Raw genomic sequence first — 16,365 nt, 5'->3', positions numbered from 1 at the left:
CCATGGCCGACGACCAACTCACCATCGCCGGAACGTCGTTCGGATCCCGACTGATCATGGGCACCGGCGGCGCGCCCAGCCTGGAGATCCTGGAACGGGCGCTGCTGGCCTCCGGCACCGAGCTGACCACCGTGGCGATGCGCCGGGTCGACACCGGCACCCAGGGCTCCGTCCTGGACGTGCTGACCCGCAACGGCATCCGGGTACTGCCCAACACGGCCGGCTGCTTCACCGCCGGCGAGGCCGTGCTGACCGCCCGGCTGGCCCGCGAGGCGCTCGGCACCGACTGGGTGAAGCTGGAGGTGATCGCCGACGAGCGGACCCTCCTGCCGGACCCGATCGAGCTGCTGGACGCCGCCGAGACCCTGGTCGACGACGGCTTCACGGTGCTGCCCTACACCAACGACGACCCGGTGCTGGCCCGCAAGCTGGAGGACGTCGGCTGCGCGGCGATCATGCCGCTGGGCTCGCCGATCGGCTCCGGCCTGGGCATCCGCAACCCGCACAACTTCCAGCTGATCGTGGAGGGCGCGAGCGTCCCGGTGATCCTGGACGCGGGCGCCGGCACCGCCTCGGACGTCGCCCTGGCGATGGAGCTGGGCTGCGCGGCGGTGATGCTCGCCTCCGCGGTGACCCGGGCCCAGGACCCGGTGCTGATGGCCGAGGCGATGCGGCACGCCGCCGAGGCGGGCCGGCTCGCGCACCGGGCCGGCCGCATCCCGCGCCGCTTCCATGCCGAGGCCTCCTCGGCGATGGCCGGCCGGGCGAGCCTGGACACCCGCGAGCACCCGGCGTTCTGACGCCGCGGGAGCCGCGTGTCCCGTGTCACAAGCCGGGCACGGCCGGGCCCGGGGACGGTGTCCTCCGGGTCCGGCGGGTGAGCGCGGCACTAGACTCCCCCGGGTGGACATGGCATTGCACGACCCGCTGATCGGTACCCTGCTCGACGGCCGGTACCGGGTCGAGCAGCGCATCGCGACCGGCGGGATGTCCACCGTCTACAAGGGCACCGACACCCGGCTGGACCGGGTCGTCGCGCTCAAGGTGATGCACCCCGCGCTGGCCGGGGACGACGGTTTCACCGCCCGGTTCATCCGCGAGGCCAAGGCGGTCGCCCGGCTCACCCACCCGAACGTGGTGAACGTCTTCGACCAGGGCGCGGACGGCGGAAACGTTTTCCTCGCCATGGAGTACGTGCCCGGCCGCACCCTGCGGGACCTGCTGCGCGACCGCGGCGCGCTGTCCGTCCGGGCCGCGCTGGACGTGCTGGAGCCGGTGCTCGCCGCCCTCGGCGCCGCCCACCGGGCCGGACTGGTGCACCGCGACGTCAAGCCGGAGAACGTGCTGATCACCGAGGGCGGGCTGGTCAAGGTCGCCGACTTCGGCCTGGTCCGGGTCCTGGGCACCGCCGACGGCGCGCCCACCTCGACCAGCACCGCGACCGGCGGCACCGTCCTGGGCACGGTCTCCTACCTGGCCCCCGAGCAGATCCTCCCGGACGCCCCCACCGACCAGCGGGTCGACGTCTACGCGGCCGGCATCCTGCTCTACGAGATGCTCACCGGCCGCCGCCCGCACACCGGCGACAACCCCGTCCAGGTCATGTACAAGCACCTGCACGAGGACGTCCCCGCCCCCTCGCTGATCGCCCCCGCCGTCGGCCCCGCGCTGGACGCCATAGTGGCCGGCGCCTGCGCCCGGACGGCCGAGGCCCGCCCGTACGACGCGGTCGAGCTGCTCGCCGCCCTCCAGCGGCTGCGCCGCACGCTCACCCCGGCCGAGCTGGACGCCGAGCCGCCCGCCTCCACCCGGCCCAGCCCGCGCTACCCGACCAGCGAGCCGACCTCGGTGATCCAGCCGCTGCCGCGGCCCGCCGACGCCCCGGCGCCGGAGCACACCAGCGTGCTGGACGTGCCGGCGGAGCTGATGGACCAGCTGTTGGTCGAGCCGCGCCCGTACGACGAGCCGACCCCGGTGCGCCGGCGCCGGCCCGGCCTGCTGCGCCGCCTCCCCCGCAGGCCACTGATCTGGGTCGCCGCACTGGCCGCCCTGGTGCTCGCGGTCGGCGGCGCGACGTACGGGCTGTCCGAGGCGCTGTACGGGCCGATGCCCGGCGTGCTCGGCAAGGACCGGGCCGAGGCGCAGCGGATCCTGGACAAGGAGGGCATGCACGGCCGGTTCGTCGAGGCGTTCAGCGAGAGCGTCCCGGCCGGGCAGGTGATCGCCACCGACCCTGGGGTGGGCGCGCGGACCCGCAAGAGCGACACCGTGACGGTCACCGTCTCCAAGGGCCCCAAGCGGATCGCGGTGCCGGACCTGACCGGGAAGACCTCCGACCAGGCCGCCGACGCGCTGACCGCGCTCCAGCTGACCAGGGGCGGCGTGACCGGGACGTACAGCGACACCGTGCCGGAGGGCGTGGTGATCAGCAGTTCGCCGGCGGCCGGGCAGCTGCTGCAGGAGAACACCGCGGTCGCGCTGGTGGTCAGCAAGGGCATGGTGCCGATCCCGGACGTCACCGGGATGAGCAAGGACGACGCGGCGAAGGCGCTGCAGGCGGCCGGCTTCACGATGCAGACCAGCGGGGTCAACCTGTTCGGCACCGGCAAGGTGTCCAGCCAGTCCCCGGCGGCCGGCGAGCGACGCCCGCAGCACACCACGGTGACGGTCAACTTCCCGTTCTTCTAGGAGAGTTCGCCGGTAGGTGAGTTCGCCGGGCAAAGGACTTCGCCAGGCTCAGCGGAGCGGGCCGTCCCCCGGCTCCTCCTGGTAGGAGTAGCGCTGCTCGCGCCACGGGTCGGCGAGGTTGTGGTAGCCGCGCTCCTCCCAGAAGCCGCGGCGGTCGGCCCGCATGTACTCCACCGCGCGGACCCACTTGGGACCCTTCCAGGCGTACAGCCCCGGGACGATCAGCCGGACCGGGAAGCCGTGTTCGGCGGTCAGCGGCTCGCCGTTGCGGTGGGTGGCGAAGATCGTCCGCGGGTCGGCGAAGTCGGCCAGCCGCAGGTTGGCGCTGTAGCCGTACTCGGCCCAGACCATGACGTGGGTGACGCCGGGCGCGGGGGGCACCAGGTCGAGGAGGGCGGCGGCCGACACGCCCGTCCACTCGTTGCCGAGCACCGTGAACTTGGTGACGCAGTGCAGGTCGGCGACGACGGTGGTGCGCGGCAGGGCGTGGAAGGCCTCGAAGTCCCAGCTGTGCTTCTCCGCCGAGGCGGTGGCGCCGAACACCTGGAGGTCCCAGGTCAGCGGCTTGAAGCGGGGCACGGGCCCGTAGTGCAGGGCAGGCCAGCCGCGCTGCGCGCGCTGCCCCGGAGGGAGCCTCGGGTCAGACTGCGGAAACGGTTCTTGTTCGGACTGACCCATGGCTCCATGGTGACAGACGGCGGACGAGGCCCCGCGCGCGCCCCTTCGCGAGGTCGCACGCCCTGCTCATACGGACCAGCGGTCGACCCATTTCCTCTCAAATCGGATATTCCGACACATGTCCTAGTGAGTGTGAACTTACTGGAATTTCCTCCCATTTCGGTGCCAGGATGCGCAGCGCAGGAGTCACAGCCAGGACGTAGCGCAGGGAGGCACCGCCATGCAAGGCGATCCAGAGGTCATCGAGTTCCTCAACGAGCAGCTCACCGCGGAGCTCACCGCGATCAACCAGTACTTCCTGCACGCCAAGATGCAGGAGAACTTCGGCTGGACGAAGCTCGCCAAGTACACCCGGCACGAGTCCTTCGACGAGATGAAGCACGCCGAGACCCTCACCGACCGGATCCTGTTCCTGGAGGGGCTGCCGAACTACCAGCGGCTGTTCCACGTCCGGATCGGCCAGACGGTCCAGGAGATGTTCGAGGCGGACCGCCAGATCGAGGTCGAGGCGATCGACCGGCTGAAGCGCGGGATCGTGGTGATGCGGGCCAAGAACGACGTCACCTCGGCGAACATCTTCGAGGACATCCTGGCCGACGAGGAGCACCACATCGACTACCTCGACACCCAGCTGGAACTCCTGGAGAAGCTCGGCGAGGCGCTCTACATCGCCCAGGTGATCGAGCAGCCGGAGTCCTGAGCCCTCAGGCCGCGCGCAGCGGGACGACCGGGGCCGGGGCGGCGGGAGCCGCGGCGGCCACCGGAGCCACCGCGGCCTGGGCCTGCGGTTCGGCCAGGCCGAGCTTCGCGGCCAGGCGGGCGGTCGGGCAGGGCCTGGCGCCGTGCTCGCCGAGCAGTGCCTGGATCCGCCGGACGCAGGACCCGCAGTCGGTGCCGGCCTTGCAGCCCCGGGCGATCTGGCGCGGGGAGTCGGCACCCGCGTCGATCGCCTTCCTCACCTGGTCCTCGGTGACCGCATGGCACATGCACACGTACATCGCGGATTCTCCCGGGTGGTGCGGCGCCCTCTGGCGGAACGATCTTGACTAAGGCTTGCCTTAGTTCACTAAGCCTCACCTTACCCGGCGATCCGGGCACGAAAAAGCCCCTCCGGCTTCGGGAGTCCCGAATCCGGAGGGGCCTTCGTCACATCCGGCACCGTTCGGCGCCGGAGACCCGGTCACTGGCCGCGGTACATCTCCGCCACCAGGAACGCCAGGTCCAGCGACTGGCTGCGGTTGAGCCGCGGGTCGCAGGCCGTCTCGTAGCGCTGGTGCAGGTCGTCGACCAGCACCTCGTCGCCGCCGCCGACGCACTCGGTCACGTCGTCGCCGGTCAGCTCCACGTGGATGCCGCCCGGGTGGGTGCCGAGCGCTCGGTGCACCTCGAAGAAGCCCTTGACCTCGTCGAGCACGTCGTCGAAGCGGCGGGTCTTGTGACCGCTGGAGGCCTCGAAGGTGTTGCCGTGCATCGGGTCGCAAATCCACACCGGCTGGGCGCCGGACGCGGTGACCTTCTCCACCAGGGTGGGCAGGTGCTCGCGGACCTTGCCCGCGCCCATCCGGGTGATGAAGGTGAGGCGGCCCGGCTCGCGCTCCGGGTCCAGCTTCTCGATCAGGGTCAGCGCCTCGTCGACCGAGGTGGTCGGGCCGAGCTTGACGCCGATCGGGTTGCGGACCTTCGAGGCGAACTCGATGTGCGCGTGGTCCAGCTGGCGGGTGCGCTCGCCGATCCACACCATGTGGCCGGAGACGTCGTACAGCTCGCCGGTGCGCGAGTCCACGCGGGTCAGCGCGGTCTCGTAGTCGAGGATCAGCGCCTCGTGCGAGGAGAAGAACTCGACGGTCTTGAACTCCTCCGGTGCCACGCCGCAGGCGTTCATGAACGCCAGGGCGTTGTCGATCTCCCGGGCGAGCTGCTCGTAGCGCTGGCCGGCCGGCGAGTTGCGCACGAAGTCCTGGTTCCAGGCGTGCACCTGGCGCAGGTCCGCGTAACCACCGGTGGTGAACGCGCGCACCAGGTTCAGCGTCGCGGCCGACGCGTTGTACATCCGCTTCAGGCGCTCCGGGTCCGGGATGCGGGACTCGGGGGTGAAGTCGAAGCCGTTCACCGAGTCGCCGCGGTAGACCGGCAGGGTCACGCCGTCGCGGGTCTCGGTCGACTTGGAGCGCGGCTTGGAGTACTGGCCGGCGATCCGGCCGACCTTCACGACCGGCACCGAGGCCGCGTACGTCAGCACGGCGGCCATCTGCAGCAGGGTCTTCAGCTTGTTGCGGATGTGCTCCGCCGACACGCCGTCGAAGGCCTCGGCACAGTCGCCGCCCTGCAGCAGGAACGCCTCCCCACGCGCCACGGCTCCGAGCCGGGCGCGCAGCTGGTCGCACTCGCCGGCGAACACGAGCGGCGGATAGGAGGCGAGCTCGGCAAGGGTCTTGCGCAGAGCCTCTTGGTCCGGCCATTCAGGCTGCTGCGCCGCGGGCAGGGACTGCCAGGAGTGGAGATTCGTCACGGTCACACCGTCAAGGCTACGGGGTGACGCGAGCGATTCGTGACCATTGCCCGAGGGGTGAGACACGACTCGGACAATCACGTGACCAGGCTCACCCTCCCCGCACGATCGGCTAGGCTCGACCCATGCACGCGCCCCACACCCACTCCTGGTGGTGGGCCTCCCCCAAGGGTGGCCCACCGATCGCGCGTTCCTAGACGAACACGACGGCCGCCCCTCGGGGCGGCCGTCGGCGTCTGAGCAGTCGGCCCTCCGGGAGCGGAACCCAGCACCGCACCTCGCCAGTCCCCCCGGAAGGAAGCCGCCCCCGTGACCGCCACCGCCGACCTGCTCACCCGCCTCACCACCCCCGACGCCCCCGCGTTCGCCCTGCTGCACCGCCGCACCCCCCGACTCGCCCCGAACACCGTCGAGGTGCTGCTGGGCACGGTCGACAGCTACCGGAACCTCGCCGACCTGCCGGTCCGCACCGGCGTCCCGGTCGGCGGACCGGTCCACGACCTGCTCGCGCTCGTCCCGTACCGGCAGATCCGCGAGCGCGGCTTCGAGGCGCACGACGACGGGACCCCGCTGCAGGCCCTCGTGGTGGCCGAACAGCACACCCTGCCACTGGCCGAACTCACCTCCGGACTACCGCAGTTGCCGGTCTCACTCACCGGCGGCTCGTTCGACGTGGACGACGAGGCGTACGCCGCGATCGTGCGCCGGGTGATCGAGGACGAGATCGGCAACGGCGAGGGCGCCAACTTCGTGATCCGGCGCGACTTCAGCGCCACCCTGGAAAACTTCACGCCCGCGCTGGCCCTCACCCTGTTCCGGCGGCTGCTGGAGCAGGAGCGCGGCGCGTACTGGACCTACCTGGTGCACACCGGCGAGCGCGTCCTGGTCGGCGCCTCCCCCGAGGTGCACGTCCGGCAGAGCGGCGGCACCGTCGTGATGAACCCGATCTCCGGCACGTACCGCTATCCGACCGGCGGTTCGGACATCGACTCGCTGCTCCAATTCCTCCACGACCCCAAGGAGTTGGAGGAGCTGACGATGGTCGTCGACGAAGAGCTCAAGATGATGTGCACGGTCGGCGACCTCGGCGGCCAGGTGCTCGGGCCGCGGCTCAAGGAGATGTCCCACCTCGCCCACACCGAGTACGAGCTGCGCGGGCGCACCTCGCTGGACGTCCGCGAGGTGCTCCGCGAGACGATGTTCGCCGCCACCGTCACCGGCAGCCCGGTGCAGAACGCCACCCGGGTCATCAGGCGCTACGAGCCCGGCGGGCGCGGCTACTACTCCGGCGCGCTCGCCCTGATCGGCCGCTCCGCCAGCGGCGGGCAGCTGCTGGACTCGCCGATCTGCATCCGCACCGCCGACATCGACCCCGCCACCGGCCGCCTGGTCGTCCGGGTCGGCGCCACGCTGGTGCGCCACTCCGTCCCCGAGTCCGAGGTCGCCGAGACCCACGCCAAGGCCGCCGGAGTGCTCACCGCGATCGGCGCCCGGCCCGCGCCGGCCCGGCTGCCCGGACCCACCGGACCCCGGCTGGCCGACGACCACCGCGTCCAGGCCGCCCTCGACGCCCGGCGGGCCGACCTCGCGCCGTTCTGGCTGCGGATGCAGACGCCGACGCCGGTCACCGAGTCCGCGCCGACCCTGGTGGTCGACGGCGAGGACACCTTCACCTCGATGCTCGCCCACCTGCTCACCTCGATCGGCCACCAGGTCACCGTCGTCCGCTACGACGAGCCGGGGCTGCGCGAGCTGGTGGCGGCACACCGCGGCCCGCTGGTGCTCGGCCCCGGCCCCGGCGACCCGGCGCTCACCGACGACCCCAAGATGGCCGTGCTGCGGCCGATCGTCGCGGACGCCCTGGCCGCCGTCCGGTCCGGTGACCGCACCGCGCCGCTGCTCGCGGTCTGCCTCAGCCACCAGCTGCTCTCGGCGGAACTCGGGCTGGCGCTGGGCCGCAAGGCCGTCCCGTACCAGGGCGCGCAGGAGACCGTCGACCTGTTCGGCGCCAAGCACACGGTCGGCTTCTACAACACGTTCACCGCGCGCTGCTCGGACGCCGACGCGGCCCGGCTGGCCGCGCAGGGCGTCGAGGTCGCCCGGGACGCCGTGACCGGTGACGTGCACGCCCTGCGCGGGCCCGGCTTCGCCGGCCTCCAGTTCCACCCCGAGTCGGTGCTGACCCGCGACGGTGTGGAGATCGTGGCGGGCCTGCTGCGCGAGGCGACGGCCGTCCGCGGCTGAGGAGTCGGCGGGAGCCGGTCCCGGGCGGGGCGCAGCCCGGGACCGGCTCCCCCGCGCAGGCCGCCGGAGCCGTCAGATCTCGTCGTCCAGGCCCTGCTCGATCGCGTACCGCACCAGTTCCACCCGGTTGTGCAGCTGCAGCTTGCCGAGCGTGTTCTGCACGTGGTTCTGCACCGTCCGGTGCGACAGCACCAGCCGGTCGGCGATCTGCCGGTACGACAGGCCCTTGGCCACCAGCCGCAGCACCTCGGTCTCCCGGGTGGTCAACTGCGGGACGGCCGGTGCGGAGGCCGGGGCCGGTTCGGCGGCCAGCCGGCGGAACTCGCCCAGCACCAGGCCGGCCAGGCCCGGGGTGAACACCGCGTCGCCGACGGCCGTACGGCGCACCGCGTCCAGCAGTTCCTCGCGCCCGGCCGACTTGACCAGGTACCCGGTCGCACCGGACTTCACCGCCTCCAGCACGTCCTGGTGTTCGCCGCTGGCCGAGAGCACCAGCACCCGCACCGCCGGGTCCTGCGCGACCACCTGGCGGCACACCTCGGCGCCGGGCAGGCCGGGCAGGTTGAGGTCCAGCACGACGACCTGCGGCGAGCAGGCGCGGGCCCGGCGCACGGCCTCCTCGCCGTCGCCCGCGGTGGCCACCACGTCCAGCCCGGCCTCGGCGAGGTCCCGCGAGACGGCGTCGCGCCACATCGGGTGGTCGTCCACGACCATCACCCGGACCGGCCGGTCAGTCGTCGGCTGATCGGTCATCAGAGCCCTTCCTCGGGACGCGGAGTTCGACCTCGACGCCCTCCCCGGGCGCCGAGTACAGCTCGGCCGTGCCGCCGAGGTCCAGCAACCGGCCGCGGATGGACTGGGAGACGCCCAGCCGCCCGGCCCGCTCCGCCTCGCCGAGCCGACCGGGGGCGAAGCCGGGGCCGTCGTCGCGGATGCTGACCGTGACGGTCTGCGGCTCCTCCTCGACCAGGATCCAGGCGCGGGCCCGCTCCCCGGCGTGCCGGCGGACGTTGTCCACGGCGGCGCCGACCGCCGCGGCCAGCTCGCCGGCCGCCCGGGCGGGCAGCAGCACCGGGCTGCCGGGGGCGGACAGCGTGATCCGCTCGTCGGCGTACCCGCCCAGCAGCGCGGTGAGGTCCTGCGGCTCCTCGGCGCCGCACCGCGGCGGGCGCTGCCCCGGGATCGGGCCGCCGGCCATCAGCGCCCGCAGGGCGCGCTCCTGCTCGCCGGCCAGCCGGCCGAGTTCGGCGAAGTCCGCGTCGCCGCCCTCGCGCCCAGCACCCGGATGCCCGTCGGCGGGCCGCGCGGCGAGCTCGGCGCCGCGGCGCTGGACGAGGGCGAGCACCTGGAGCACGCCGTCGTGGAGGGCCCGGGTGAGGGTGGCCTCACTGGCGCGGGCCAGTTCGATGACGTAGCCGATGGCGCAGCCGGCCACCATCAGCAGCATGATGTTGTGGATGTTGTCGCCGGTCAGACCGCCGTGGCCGAGGATGTTGGCGACACCGATCACCGAACCGGCGGCGGCCGCCCAGCGCCAGCCGCCCTTGCCAGCGAAGCCGAGCACCGTTCCGGCGGCCCAGATGGTCGGCAGGGTGGGCGCGCCGTGGCTTATCCGCACCGGGTCGTCGGTCAGACCGCTCATCACGATGCCGGTGACGGCGAGGGTGAGGTCGGTGCCGAGCACGTACCAGGTGCAGCGCTGCGGGCCGGCGAAGGCCCGGGTGCTGGCGAGCGTCCAGAGGGTGAGCGTGCCGAGGAAGATCCAGCCGGCGACGGGGTGCAGGAAGTACAGGTACGCGTCGAGGTAGCGCAGCAGGGCGTAGCTGAGGGCCAGCACCCGGAAGTAGGAGATGGCCTTCCACAGCGGCAGTTCGACGGACATGCCCCCGGCCGCGACCGCGCCGCCGACCGCCCCGGTTCTCTCGCCGTCCGTCATCCGTCCGCCCCTCCCCTGGGCCGCCCGCGCGGTCGTCAGGCCGACCCGGTGTCCTTCTCGGCCTGCTCGGTCTCGGCCTGCTCCGCCTTCTCGGCCGCGGCGGCCTTCTCCGCCTCCGCCTTCTCCGCCTTGGCGGCCGCCTTGCGCTCGGCGTCGGCCTTCTTCTTGTCGTCGGCGATCTGCCGCTTGGCGGCGGTCGCGTAGATGTCCACGTACTCCTGGCCGGAGAGCCGCATGATCTCGTACATCACCTCGTCCGTCACCGAACGGAGGATGAAGCGGTCGTTCTCCATGCCGTGGTAGCGGGAGAAGTCCAGCGGGCGGCCGATCCGGATGCCGGGGCGGATGCCGAAGTTGGGGACCACCTGGCCGGGCGGCTGGACCTTCTCGGTGTCGATCATGGCGACCGGGATGACCGGCGCGCCGGTGGCCAGCGCGACGCGGGCCAGGCCGCCGACCTTGCCGCGGTACAGCTTGCCGTCGGGCGAGCGGGTGCCCTCGGGGTACACGCCGAACAGCTCGCCGCGGTCCAGCACCGCGATGGCGCTGCGGATCGCGGCCTCGCCCGCACCGCGCACGCCCGAGCGGTCCACCGGCAGCTGGCCGACGCCCTTGAAGAAGGCGGCGGTCAGCCGGCCCTTGAGGCCCGGGGTGTTGAAGTACTCGGCCTTCGCGATGAAGGTCACCCGGCGCTTGATCAGCGCGGGGAAGAAGAAGGAGTCCGAGAAGGACAGGTGGTTGCTCGCGATGATCGCCGCACCCTCGGTGGGGATGTTCTCCTCACCTTCGATCCACGGCCGGAAGAAGATCCGAAGCAGTGGCGCGACGATCATCTTCATCAGTCGGTAGAACAACCCGGGCCTCCTGTTATGCGGACCGGTCGATCCTAATGCCCCGTGGGCGCCGCCCGCGCCCCGCCCCGCCCTGGCGGGCCGTCGCCGCACTCCTGCGCGGGCTCCTGCGGTGCCCGCCATGAGGGGTGTACGTCCCGGCCGGGGCCGTGGGACGATGCGGATTCCCGCAGCCTCCCCCAGCGCCACCCGCCCGCGAAGGAGTCCGCCATGCCGTTGCTGCCCGGTGCCGAACCGTACCGCCACCGTGGTGGACCGGTGGGGGTGCTGCTGTGCCACGGCTTCACCGGTTCGCCGCAGTCGCTGCGGCCGTGGGCGGAGGAACTGGCGGCGGCCGGGTTCACCGTCTCGCTGCCGCTGCTGCCCGGTCACGGCACCCGGTGGCAGGACATGCAGGTCACCCGCTGGGAGGACTGGTACGCCGAGGTCGAGCACGAACTGCTGGCGCTCGCCGCCGAGTGCGAGCAGGTCTTCGTCTGCGCGCTGTCGATGGGCGGCGCGCTGGCGCTGCGGCTGGCCGCGCTGCACGGTCCGACGGTGTCCGGGCTGGTGCTGGTCAACCCGTCGGTGCGCTCGGACAACCCCGCGAGTGTGCTGCTGCCGGTGCTGCGGCACCTCGTCCCGAGCCTGCCCGGGATCGCCGACGACATCGCCCGGCCCGGCGCGGTCGAGCTGGGCTACGACCGGACGCCGCTGCACGCCGCCTGGTCGCTGAGCCGACTGTGGCGGGACGTCCAGCAGCGGCTGCCCCAGGTGACCCAGCCGGTGCTGCTCTTCCACAGTCCGCAGGACCACGTCGTCTCGCCGGCCAACTCGGAACTGGTACTGGCCCGGATATCCTCGACCGACGTGACGGAGCGGCTGTGCCAGCGCAGCTTCCACGTCGCGACGCTGGACCACGACGCGGCGGAAATATTCGCGGCCAGCCAGGACTTCATCCGACGGCTGGCTCCCGCACACGCGGCGGGCGTCACCCGGGTCGAATCCGACGATCACCATGGCTGAAGGGCCGGAAGTGCACGAGAGCAGCACGGCGGGCGGCGGGGACGAAGCACCCCGCGAGGACGGCGCGACGAAGGACGGCACCGCACAGAGCGGCGCACCGGCGGATCGTACGGGGGCGGACGGCGCCACCGCCCCGGCCGCGGAGGCCACCGGACAGCCGGCCGCCGACCGGCACCCGGCCGAACCGGAGACCGGCGCGCCCGCGGAGCCCCGCGTCCGGCGCGCGCCCGAGCGCAGCCAGGCCGAGCAGGACGAGATCTTCGCCGCCCTGGTGGCCCAGTTCGACGATCCCGTGGACCTCACCAACCCCAACTGGCCGGAGGTGGAGAACCTCCGGGCCCAGAACGAGCTGAAGGGCGGCTTCAAGGACGGCGCCGGTTCCCGGGCCGACCCGGACGGCCTCGCCGACCTCACCCCGCAGCCGCGCCCCCGCTCCGGCCGGCCGGTGATGCCGGCGGCGGGCTCGGGTCCGCGCGACTTCGAGCTGGCCGAGGACACCGACGAGGGCCACTACGTCCCGCCGGAGCCCCCGCCGCTGCCGCCCGCCGACGTCACCGCCAAGTTCGCCTGGCTCGCCGTCCTCGGCGGCCCCGCCCTGCTGCTGTTCGACGCGGTGGTGTGGCGGGAGATCTCCGGCTGGCCGGCCTGGGTCGGGGTCACCGCGTTCCTCGGCGGCTTCGTCACCCTGGTGACCCGGCTGAAGGACCGCGACGAGGACGAGCCCGAGGACCCGGACCACGGCGCGGTGGTCTAAGCCTCTGGGAGCTCCAGCACCGCGAGCACCGGCAGGTGGTCGGTCGCGGCGCGCAGGTCGGCCTCGGTGACGCCGGGCAGCCCGTTGGGCACGCCGCAGCCGAGGACGGTGATCCCGGGCGTGGCGAAGACGGCGTCGATCCGCTGGTAGGGGCGCTCGGGGACCGACGTGAACTCGCCGCCCCAGGGCGCGGTCGGGTACCCGTCCTGCAGCCGCGAGGCCAGCAGCCGCCAGCCCCTGCCGTCCGGGTGCTCGTTGAAGTCCCCTGCCACGATGCCGTGTTCGGCGATCCCAAGCTGGTCGAGCAGCAGCTCGAACTGGCGGTAGCGCTCGTCGGCGTCCAGGCTGAGGTGGCAGCTGGTGAGGGTGAACGGCGCCGTGCCGGGCAGGCGCAGCAGCGCGGTGGCGAAGCCGCGGGCGTGCAGGCCGCGGGCCTTGGGCAGCAGCCGGTCGTACACGCCCAGCAGCTGCGCCGCGCCGGGCCGGCCGAGCAGCAGCGGCCCGGCGGCGGTCCGGCCGCCGCCGGCCAGGACGACCGTCCCGGTGCTGCGGGCGAGCCGGCCGGCCTGCCCCTCGGGCCGCCAGTAGCGCGGTGACTCCTGGACGCAGACCAGGTCGGGCGCACAGGCCCGGATCACCCGGGCCAGCGCCCGCCGGTCGTCCCGCAGCGAGCGGATGTTGTAGCTGAGCAGGCGCAGCCGGCGCGGGCCGGGCGGCGGCGGTTCGGCGGGTGCCGTGGTCATGGTCCTCCCCGTACGTGGTCCGTGGGACGACCGTACGGCAGGGCCGGGACATGCGTCGGCGGCGGCGCGTCCGGGGTTGGTCGGGGTCCGGTCGCGCCGCCGCCGGCGGGCTTGTGGGGGTGTTGCCGCCCGTCAGGCGGTGCGGGCCAGGTCGGCGGCGCCGACGATGCCGGCGGCGGAGCCCATCGAGGCCAGGACGACCTCGGCGCGCGGCCGGTGGATGCCGCCGGTCAGGTAGTGCTCGAAGGCCTTGGCGACCGGGTCGAGCAGCAGGCGGCCGGAGTCGGAGACGCCGCCGCCGAGCACGAAGACGCCCGGGTCGAAGAGCGCGGCGAGGTCCGCCATGCCGCGGCCGAGCCAGTCGGCCAGTTCGGCATAGCACTCCAGGGCGAGCGGGTCGCCCTCCTCGGCCGCCTCGGTGATGTGGATGCCGCGGATGGTCTCGGCGACACCGTCGTTGAGCTCCAGCATCCGGCGACCGCGCACCGGGTCGGCGGCGGACTTCTCCCGGCCGTAGCGGCGCAGCGCCCGCCCGGAGCCGTACTGCTCCCAGCAGCCCTTGCCTCCGCAGCCGCAGGTCAGACCGTCGGGGACCATGTTGAGGTGGCCGATCTCGCCGGCCACGCCGAACCGGCCGCGGTGCAGCCGGCCGTCGAGGACGATGCCGCCGCCGATGCCGGTGCCGACGGTGATCAGCACCATGTCGTGGTGGTCGGCGGCGGCGCCGAAGCGGAACTCGGCCCAGGCGGCGCAGTTGGCGTCGTTCTCGACGACGGTGTCCAGGCCGGTGAGCTCCTCGATCCGGCCGCGCAGCGGCTCGTTCTCCCAGTCGATGTTGGGAGCGAAGATCACCGTGGAGCGGTTGCTGTCCACGAAGCCGGGGGCGCCGACACCGACGGCGTTGACGTCGGGGTGCTGCTCCTTGAGCTCGCGCACGGCCTGCGCGATGGCGTCGACCGCCCACTGCGGGTCGGCCGGGGTGGGCACCCTGGTCCGGGCCAGGATCGCGCCCGCCTCGTCGACCACGCCTGCCGCGATCTTGGTCCCGCCGACATCGACGCCGATGGTCAGAGCCATGTGTCCCTCAGCTATTCACTCGTTCCCGCTGGACGGAACGGTACCGCCCAACCATGCCCCCGTACACCACCTCGCATACATTAACCGAAGACAATCGTGGACCAACCCGGCCGCAATCCTTCAAAAGTCGTATCTATTCTCCCGCTTCGTCACGCATGAGAGCAGCGCGATCACGGTTCGAAGGTTACGGATTCACTGCTTGGCGGACGGCTCGTCAGGCGTGTCGAGGTCGATCCGCTCGGTGGTGGCGTTCTCGCCGGCGGTCCAGCGGTGCTCGTGGCCGGCCACCGCGGCCCGGTAGGCGGCCAGCAGTTCGACGCCCGCGGCGGCCAGTCCGGTACCGGCGGCGGCCAGGTGGGTGTAGACCTCGGGCTGCTGGGTGCGCAGCCGGTCGGCCAGTCCGGAGAGGGTGATCAGGGTGTCGGCGCTCGCCTCCTGCGCCTTCTGGCCGACGGCGGTGGCGAGCTTGCGCACCTCGTCCACCAGCGGGCCCAGCTCCGGCCCGAACGGGTGGGCCTGCGGGCCGCCCGGCTCGGCGGTGGGCTCGGTCCGGTCGTCGGTGCTGGTCATCGCGGGCGCCTCCTCAGCTGTGGCCGCACCCCGCGGCCCACGGGCCCGACGCTACCGGACGGCCCGCAGAGGGCCGGGCGGCCCGCAACCGCCGGAGGGTCAGCCCCGGGGCCAGAGTGCAGGGTCGGGCGCGAACCGCACCGAGAGCGCCCCGTCGTGCAGCCCCGCGCCCGCCACCGTGCAGCGGCGCAGCGCGGACGGCAGGGTGAGCACCCGGCGGTGGGCGCCGAGGCCGACCACCAGTTCGTCGCCGCGGCGGACGAGGTCCAGCTCGGTCCGGTCGGCGCCGGGCAGGGCGAGGTGCCAGACCAGCAGGCCCTCCTCGGCGAGGCGGTCCTCGACCGGCCAGGGCTCGGGGGCGAGCCGCTCCGGGCCGGGCCCGTCCCCGTACAGGCGGTCGGCGACGGCCTCCAGGGTGGCGTCGGCCAGTCCGGTGGCCAGGACCGGGGCGTCGGTCTCGGCGGCGAGCCCGGTCAGCTCCTCCTGGCGGCGGCGGGCCAGCGCGGCCAGCCACGGGTCCGGCGAGTCGGCCGCGCCCTCGGGCAGCGCGCCGTGCACCACGACGGCGTCCGGCCGGTGGCCGTGCAGGGCCAGCCCGGCCCGGATCCGGCGCAGTTCCTGGTACGGGTGACCGCCGGCGGGGACGACCAGGCGCACGCTGGTGCCGGGTGCGGTGATCGCGGCGCGGGACTCGGCGAGCACCGCGGCGGCCTTGGTCCGCCCCTCGTACAGCCACTCGGCCGGCATCGGGACGCCGGCCAGGCCGGCCAGCAGCGGGCGCAGCGCCCGGGCGGCCTGCCGCTGCTCGGGCACGAGCCGGTCCAGGTAGCGCTCCAGCTGCTCGGGCAGGGCGAGGGTGGCGATCAGTTCGGCGGGCGGCGGGGCGAGTACGACCAGGACGTCCTGGTCGGCGGCGGGCAGGGCGCGCAGCAGGGCGATCCGGGCGATGCCGGGGAGGGCGGTCAGCTCCTCGGGGTCGAGCTGCTCGGCGCCGAGCAGGTCGAGGGCGGGCTTGAGCCGGCTGGTGAGCTCGCCGGCGGCGTACCGGAAGGCGGCCTGCTCGTCGATCCGGGAGACGGTCAGGCCGGTTGCGTAGTGGGCCGGTTCGGGCTCCAGGCGGGTGCCGAGGACGCCGTCCAGCGCGCGGTGCGGGTCGTCGGCGGCCAGCAGCCAGGTGCGGTGGCCGCGCCGGGCGGCGTGCAGGGCGGTGGCGGCGGCCACCGTGGGCGCGCCCACCTCGCCGCTGACCAGGATGGTGCGTGTCGCCGTCATGCCGTCCGGCCCCCGTTTCGTGCTGTCAGTCCCGGTGC

Annotated in this window: 16 protein-coding genes; 6 read left to right on the top strand and 10 right to left on the bottom strand. The window is 73.4% G+C overall.

Features of this window, described 5'->3' with window-relative positions; translation table 11 throughout:
- The first annotated feature begins 2 nt into the window (after positions 1 to 2).
- Both ACIO5E_RS02165 and pknB read left to right on the top strand, forming a co-directional pair.
- Positions 3 to 800 carry a thiazole synthase gene (locus ACIO5E_RS02165; RefSeq protein ID WP_400662506.1) on the top strand — a complete coding sequence of 266 codons (798 nt, stop codon included), beginning with the start codon at positions 3 to 5 and terminating at the stop codon, positions 798 to 800.
- 109 nt (positions 801 to 909) lie between these two features.
- Complete coding sequence (gene pknB, locus ACIO5E_RS02160; RefSeq protein ID WP_400663403.1) at positions 910 to 2,688, top strand: Stk1 family PASTA domain-containing Ser/Thr kinase; 1,779 nt, start codon at positions 910 to 912, stop codon at positions 2,686 to 2,688.
- A gap of 48 nt (positions 2,689 to 2,736) precedes the next feature.
- Here pknB and ACIO5E_RS02155 read toward each other — a convergent pair whose 3' ends face one another.
- The gene (locus ACIO5E_RS02155; protein ID WP_400662503.1) at positions 2,737 to 3,366 is read right to left on the bottom strand and encodes a sulfite oxidase-like oxidoreductase; all 630 of its coding nucleotides are present in this window, start codon (positions 3,364 to 3,366) and stop codon (positions 2,737 to 2,739) included.
- Between the two features lie 220 nt (positions 3,367 to 3,586).
- On the opposite strand from ACIO5E_RS02155, the gene bfr reads away from it, so the two are divergent.
- The gene (gene bfr / locus ACIO5E_RS02150; protein WP_280674520.1) at positions 3,587 to 4,066 is read left to right on the top strand and encodes a bacterioferritin; all 480 of its coding nucleotides are present in this window, start codon (positions 3,587 to 3,589) and stop codon (positions 4,064 to 4,066) included.
- A gap of 4 nt (positions 4,067 to 4,070) precedes the next feature.
- On the opposite strand, the gene ACIO5E_RS02145 is transcribed toward bfr, so the two are convergent.
- Both ACIO5E_RS02145 and ACIO5E_RS02140 read right to left on the bottom strand, forming a co-directional pair.
- Positions 4,071 to 4,364, bottom strand: a complete 294-nt coding sequence (locus ACIO5E_RS02145; protein ID WP_400662501.1) for a bacterioferritin-associated ferredoxin — start codon at positions 4,362 to 4,364, stop codon at positions 4,071 to 4,073.
- Between the two features lie 182 nt (positions 4,365 to 4,546).
- Positions 4,547 to 5,881: a class II 3-deoxy-7-phosphoheptulonate synthase gene (locus ACIO5E_RS02140; protein WP_400662499.1), complete on the bottom strand. Its 1,335-nt coding sequence runs from the start codon at positions 5,879 to 5,881 to the stop codon at positions 4,547 to 4,549.
- Between the two features lie 303 nt (positions 5,882 to 6,184).
- On the opposite strand from ACIO5E_RS02140, the gene ACIO5E_RS02135 reads away from it, so the two are divergent.
- A complete protein-coding gene (locus ACIO5E_RS02135; protein ID WP_400662497.1) occupies positions 6,185 to 8,119 on the top strand; it encodes an anthranilate synthase family protein in 1,935 nt (644 codons plus the stop codon).
- 72 nt (positions 8,120 to 8,191) lie between these two features.
- Here ACIO5E_RS02135 and ACIO5E_RS02130 read toward each other — a convergent pair whose 3' ends face one another.
- Genes ACIO5E_RS02130 through ACIO5E_RS02120 form a run of 3 tightly spaced genes read right to left on the bottom strand, consistent with a single transcriptional unit; the run spans position 8,192 to position 10,894 of the window.
- Positions 8,192 to 8,872 (bottom strand): response regulator, encoded by a 681-nt coding sequence (locus ACIO5E_RS02130; protein ID WP_400662494.1) that lies wholly within the window; start codon positions 8,870 to 8,872, stop codon positions 8,192 to 8,194.
- Positions 8,850 to 10,055 carry a MacS family sensor histidine kinase gene (gene macS / locus ACIO5E_RS02125; RefSeq protein WP_400662491.1) on the bottom strand — a complete coding sequence of 402 codons (1,206 nt, stop codon included), beginning with the start codon at positions 10,053 to 10,055 and terminating at the stop codon, positions 8,850 to 8,852. Before macS ends, ACIO5E_RS02130 begins: the two co-directional genes overlap by 23 nt.
- Before the next feature lie 35 nt (positions 10,056 to 10,090).
- Positions 10,091 to 10,894, bottom strand: coding sequence for a lysophospholipid acyltransferase family protein (locus ACIO5E_RS02120; RefSeq protein ID WP_400663401.1), 804 nt, complete (start codon positions 10,892 to 10,894; stop codon positions 10,091 to 10,093).
- Between the two features lie 222 nt (positions 10,895 to 11,116).
- On the opposite strand from ACIO5E_RS02120, the gene ACIO5E_RS02115 reads away from it, so the two are divergent.
- Positions 11,117 to 11,911, top strand: a complete 795-nt coding sequence (locus ACIO5E_RS02115) for an alpha/beta hydrolase (protein ID WP_400662488.1) — start codon at positions 11,117 to 11,119, stop codon at positions 11,909 to 11,911.
- A gap of 10 nt (positions 11,912 to 11,921) precedes the next feature.
- Positions 11,922 to 12,665 (top strand): hypothetical protein, encoded by a 744-nt coding sequence (locus ACIO5E_RS02110; protein ID WP_400662485.1) that lies wholly within the window; start codon positions 11,922 to 11,924, stop codon positions 12,663 to 12,665.
- Here the strand turns inward: ACIO5E_RS02110 and ACIO5E_RS02105 are convergent.
- The 4 genes from ACIO5E_RS02105 to ACIO5E_RS02090 all read right to left on the bottom strand — a co-directional run bounded on the left by ACIO5E_RS02105 (position 12,662) and on the right by ACIO5E_RS02090 (position 16,327).
- Positions 12,662 to 13,408, bottom strand: a complete 747-nt coding sequence (locus ACIO5E_RS02105) for an endonuclease/exonuclease/phosphatase family protein (protein ID WP_400662482.1) — start codon at positions 13,406 to 13,408, stop codon at positions 12,662 to 12,664. The genes ACIO5E_RS02110 and ACIO5E_RS02105 overlap by 4 nt on opposite strands.
- 132 nt (positions 13,409 to 13,540) lie before the next feature.
- Complete coding sequence (locus ACIO5E_RS02100; protein ID WP_280674538.1) at positions 13,541 to 14,485, bottom strand: ROK family glucokinase; 945 nt, start codon at positions 14,483 to 14,485, stop codon at positions 13,541 to 13,543.
- 192 nt (positions 14,486 to 14,677) lie between these two features.
- Positions 14,678 to 15,055: a DUF5304 family protein gene (locus tag ACIO5E_RS02095; protein ID WP_400662478.1), complete on the bottom strand. Its 378-nt coding sequence runs from the start codon at positions 15,053 to 15,055 to the stop codon at positions 14,678 to 14,680.
- A gap of 99 nt (positions 15,056 to 15,154) precedes the next feature.
- Entirely contained in the window at positions 15,155 to 16,327 is a 1,173-nt protein-coding gene (locus ACIO5E_RS02090) for an ArsA family ATPase (protein WP_400662475.1), read from the bottom strand.
- Between the last annotated feature and the right edge of the window lie 38 nt (positions 16,328 to 16,365).

Source organism: Kitasatospora sp. NPDC087314 (assembly GCF_044744365.1).
Lineage (GTDB): Bacteria > Actinomycetota > Actinomycetes > Streptomycetales > Streptomycetaceae > Kitasatospora.
This window is presented reverse-complemented; position numbering and strand designations above follow the sequence as displayed.